At 72.0% G+C, this 4,247-nt stretch carries 5 protein-coding genes; 4 read left to right on the forward strand and 1 reads right to left on the reverse strand.

Annotation, left to right across the window (positions count from 1 at the left end; all coding sequences use genetic code 11):
- The 3 genes from OZN99_RS26675 to OZN99_RS26685 all read left to right on the forward strand — a co-directional run.
- Nucleotides 1–427: MFS transporter (locus OZN99_RS26675; protein WP_270938266.1), on the forward strand; the 427-nt coding region annotated here is incomplete at its 5' end.
- An 82-nt stretch (nucleotides 428–509) separates the two neighbouring features.
- Complete coding sequence (gene dps, locus OZN99_RS26680; protein ID WP_270938267.1) at nucleotides 510–986, forward strand: DNA starvation/stationary phase protection protein Dps; 477 nt, start codon at nucleotides 510–512, stop codon at nucleotides 984–986.
- A 196-nt stretch (nucleotides 987–1,182) separates the two neighbouring features.
- On the forward strand, nucleotides 1,183–3,024 hold the full coding sequence (locus OZN99_RS26685) for a multicopper oxidase family protein (protein WP_270938268.1): 1,842 nt from the start codon (nucleotides 1,183–1,185) through the stop codon (nucleotides 3,022–3,024).
- A gap of 56 nt (nucleotides 3,025–3,080) precedes the next feature.
- Here OZN99_RS26685 and OZN99_RS26690 read toward each other — a convergent pair whose 3' ends face one another.
- Nucleotides 3,081–3,551 carry a hypothetical protein gene (locus OZN99_RS26690; protein ID WP_270938269.1) on the reverse strand — a complete coding sequence of 157 codons (471 nt, stop codon included), beginning with the start codon at nucleotides 3,549–3,551 and terminating at the stop codon, nucleotides 3,081–3,083.
- A 178-nt stretch (nucleotides 3,552–3,729) separates the two neighbouring features.
- Between OZN99_RS26690 and OZN99_RS26695 the strand changes: the two genes are divergently transcribed.
- Nucleotides 3,730–4,143, forward strand: coding sequence for a transposase (locus tag OZN99_RS26695; protein ID WP_270938270.1), 414 nt, complete (start codon nucleotides 3,730–3,732; stop codon nucleotides 4,141–4,143).
- Nucleotides 4,144–4,247 lie beyond the last annotated feature (104 nt).

Consider the following 4,247-nt stretch of genomic DNA (forward strand, 5'->3'; position numbering starts at 1 on the left):
CCGCCTCTCGCTCGAGCCGCCGCCGCCCGCCCCCGCCCCGGCCGAGGTCGTGGCGCCCCCGCGCCCCGACCCTGCCGACCCCGCGCTGGCCGCCGTGCTCGCCATCGGACGCAACCGCGTGCTGGAGGTGGTGCGCTACCAGGTGGCGCCGGCCGACCGCGCGGCCTTCCTCCGCGCCATGCAGGAATGCCGCGGCGTGCGGCTGCGCAGCGGCGCGCTGGGCTGGCGCCTGTTCGAGGACATCGCCCATCCCGAGCGCTGGGTGGAGCTCTGGGCCGTCGAGAACTGGACCGACCATCTGCGGGAGGAAGGGCGGCTGACCGAGGCCGACCGTGCCGCCCTGGCGCGCGCCGCGGCGCTGCACCGCGGCGACGGCCCGCCCGAGGCCGCACGATATCTCGATGTCATGCCGGACATGACACGATAGCCGGTGAAACGGCCTGCCCGCGCACCACGTTCGGTGCCCGACCCATCCGATGGGCGTCAACGCAGCAGGAGAGCACAAGGCGATGCCGAAGACGCGCAACGACGTGAACGACAACGCGAAGAAGACCTCGATCGGCGTGCTGCAGGCCTGCCTGACCGACGGCATCGACCTCTACAACGCCACGCGCCAGGCGCACTGGAACGTGAAGGGCCCACAGTTCCACGCGCTCCACACGATGTTCGAGGATTTCTACACCACGCTCGCCACCGACATCGACGAGGTGGCGGAGCGCCTGGTGCAGCTCGGCGGCACCGCCAACGGCACCAGCCAGTCGGTGGTCTCCGGCACGCGGCTGCCGCCCTATCCGACCGACCTGCGCCAGGGCGAGGGCCATGTCGCCGCGCTGTCCGAACGCTACGCCGCGCTGGCCGCCGCGCTGCGCGCCGGCATCAACGCGACCGACGAGGCCGGCGACGCCGACACCGCCGACATCCTGACCGGCGTCAGCAAGAACATCGACAAGGCGCTGTGGATGCTGGAGGCGACGGCGGAGAAGTAGCCTCGCGGCATGGCGGCGGACGCGTCGCGCGGCACACGCGCGGCGCGTGCCTCCGTCGCCCTGCCATAACCATGCAGTTCTGCGGCCACGTAAACTCGCTGCGCTCGGCGCCGAACTTGCGCTGGCGCAAATACACGGCTGTCAGCGGGCCGGCAGCGTCCCCGGGTCAGGCACGCCCGACCCGGAGAGGCACGCCATGTCGTCCACCCTGCTCGATCCCGCGACACAGCCGAAATTCGTCAACGCCGTGCCGGTCCCGCCGGTGCTGGACGCCACTGGCGGCGGAAGCTGGACGCTGAACATCGTCGAGGGCGAGCAGTGGCTCGGCCTGGTCGATCCGCTGACCGGGCTGCCGCTGGCCACCACGGTCTGGGGCTACGCGCTGCCCGGCTCCACGGTGCCGATCTACCCGGGCCCGACCATCGTCGCGATGTCCGGCGCGACCGTCTCGATCACCTGGAACAACCTGCTGCCGCTCGCCGGCCACCGCCTGCCGGTGGACACCACCATCCACCACGCGGCGACGCTCGACCCGTGGCTGGTGCCGGTGGTGACGCACCTGCATGGCGGCCGCAGCGCCCCGACCTCCGACGGCCTGCCGGAGGCGTGGTGGACGCAGGCGCTGGCCGAGGTCGGCGCCGACTTCGCCGGCAACGTCTTCACCTACGAGAACGCGCAGGAGAGCGCGACGCTCTGGTACCACGACCACGCGCTCGGCATCACGCGGCTCAATGTCTACATGGGCCTCGCCGGCTTCTACCTGCTGCGCGACGAGAACGAGGAGTCGCTGGTGGAACGCCGGATGCTGCCGGGGCGCGAGTACGAATTCGGGCTGGCCGTGCAGGACCGCGCCTTCACCGCGGACGGGCAGCTCTACTATCCGGCGAAGCCCGGCGACCCGCTGCCCGGCGGCGGCGAGGTGGAGACCTTCCTCGATCCCGACACCGGCACGCCGATCGACCCGACCGTGCTGCCCGAATTCTTCGGCGACCACCTGCTGGTCAACGGCATGGCCTGGCCGAAGATGGACATCGACCCCGGCAACTACCGCTTCCACCTGCTGAACGGCTCCGACAGCCGCTTCTACTGGCTGGAGCTGAGCGATCCGCGCGTGCGCGTCTGGATCGTCGGCAGCGATGGCGGGCTGCTCGACTCCGCCATCCAGGTGATGGACGGCGACGGCAAGCAGGAGGATGGCGAGCGCCTGATCATCGCGCCGGGCGACCGCGTGGACGTGGTGATGGACTTCAGCAAGGTGCGCGGGGAGGACGTGACGCTGCTGAACCACGGCCCCGCCTTCGAGCCCTTCAAGGGACTCGATCCGCTGACCGGCGGCCTGCCCGCCGGCGTCGAGGGCGCGCGCGACACCGCGGCGAACACCGCGACCGTCGGCCAGGTGATGCAGTTCCGCGTGAACGCGCAGAACCTCGACCGCGGCAACGACCATGTCCAGATCGAGTCCGCGGTGAACGGCCGGCTCAACCCGGACTTCGTGCGCCTGACCGAGGCCGATGCCGACAACGCCGCCGATGTCCGCAGGCTCGGCCTGTTCGAGATGATGGACGAGGCCGGGCGCATGATGCCGATGCTCGGCCTCGCCGAGGATCAGGGCGCCGAGGCGTTCGGCCCGCGCATGTGGGCCGACCCGGTCACCGAGCGCATCCGCCTCGGCGACACGGAGATCTGGGAGATCCACAACCTCACCGAGGATGCGCACCCCGTCCACCTGCATCTCGTGCAGTTCCAGGTGCTCTCCCGCCATGCCAGCGTCGCGGTCGATGGCGACGAGGACGGCGAGGCGGAGGCCGTAAGCCTCGGCGCCATGCTCGACGTGGAGCCCTGGCGGAAGGGCGTGCAGAACCTCCATGCCGAGGACCAGGGCTGGCAGGACACGGTGTGGGTCGGGCCGGGCGAGGCGATCCGCATCATCGCGAACTTCGACCGGCCGGGCACCTATGTCTGGCACTGCCACATCCTCTCGCACGAGGACAACGAGATGATGCGGCCCTTCACCGTGTACGACCCGCTGATCGGCTGAGGCGCAGGAGCGCGGGGCCGCCGGGCGGCGGCGCGCCCGTCGCTCCACCGGCGCGCCTACCAGCGGGACGCGACCGACAGTTCGATCTCCGCGCTGGACAGGCCGCCATCGCCATCGTCCCGCCGCAGCGCGATCACCGCGCGCGGCAGCGTCCAGGTGCCGAAGGCGCCGTGCTGCACGGGCTGCATGCCGCTGGCCTCGGCCTGCGGGAAGCAGCGCCCAACGTCAGTCTCCAGCGCATGGGCGCGCTGCGCGAAGGCGTGGCCGCGCTGCGCCGAGTTCGTCATCGCCATCGTCGCGTAGAACACCGCGCGCGCCGGCCCGTCCGCCGGGCGCAGCACGCCCCGCCGCTCCTCCACCGAGCCCGGCACATAGCGCTGGCCCGTCGGCAGGTAGTCGAAGCCGTTGGCCGCCGCCTCCGCCAGACGGCGCAGCGCGGTGCAGAGCGCATCGGGCGCCTGCGCCGCCGCGGGCGGTGGGGCAAGCAGGGTCAGGGCCAGGCAGGCCAGCAGGGCAGGTCGGCGCACGGGCATCTCTCCGTATCGTGAACGGAGCCTGCCCGCCACACGGTGCCGGATCAATCGGCGGGCCGATCTAGGTATAAAGTCCTTGATCCCGGCTGCCGCGTCACGCGATGCTGCAGGGATGCGCCCGCTCCCGCCCCGCTTCCCCCACCGCCGCGCCGCCCCGCATCCCTGGGCACCGATGACCGATGAGGAGTGGGCCAGGCTCGCGCCGATGCTGCGCCGGGCGCGCGGCGCCGGCCGGCCGTCCGCCGACCTCCGCCGGCGCTGGGACGCGATCTTCTGGGTCGCCTGTTCCCGCCAGCCCTGGCACGCCCTGCCGGCCGCGCTCGGCAAGGCCGACACCGCGCATCGCGCGCTGCGCCGCGCCGCCCGGACCGGCCTGCTCAACGGCCTGCTGATCGCCGTCTCCGACCACCCGGTCTTCGGCGGGCTGGACGCGTTGCGCTGGCGCATCTGCCGGGCCTGCCGCCGCGTCGCCCGCCTGCTGACCATGGGCCAGTTGCTGATGGCCGAGCGGCTCGGCCTGCGCGACGCCCTGCCCTGCGACCCGTGGTGGCTGCCGAAGCCGCATTTGTCCGAGGGGCTGACCTAGCTAAGGGTGGAAAGGCTAGGTTGGAGAGATGGTTAGGCGCCGTCGGAGCCGGCTGTCGCGTTCGGTTCAGCAACGGCTGCTGGAGTACTTCGTCGCCGGCACGC

The sequence above is a fragment of the Falsiroseomonas oryzae genome, from assembly GCF_027856955.1.
Classification (GTDB): Bacteria; Pseudomonadota; Alphaproteobacteria; order Acetobacterales; family Acetobacteraceae; genus Falsiroseomonas; species Falsiroseomonas oryzae.

Excerpts from the sequence above, each read along its gene's own strand:
- OZN99_RS26685 (WP_270938268.1), top strand. The coding sequence starts at position 1,183 with ATGTCGTCCACCCTGCTCGATCCCGCGACACAGCCGAAATTCGTCAAC.
- OZN99_RS26695 (WP_270938270.1), top strand. The coding sequence starts at position 3,730 with ATGACCGATGAGGAGTGGGCCAGGCTCGCGCCGATGCTGCGCCGGGCG.
- dps (WP_270938267.1), top strand. The coding sequence starts at position 510 with ATGCCGAAGACGCGCAACGACGTGAACGACAACGCGAAGAAGACCTCG.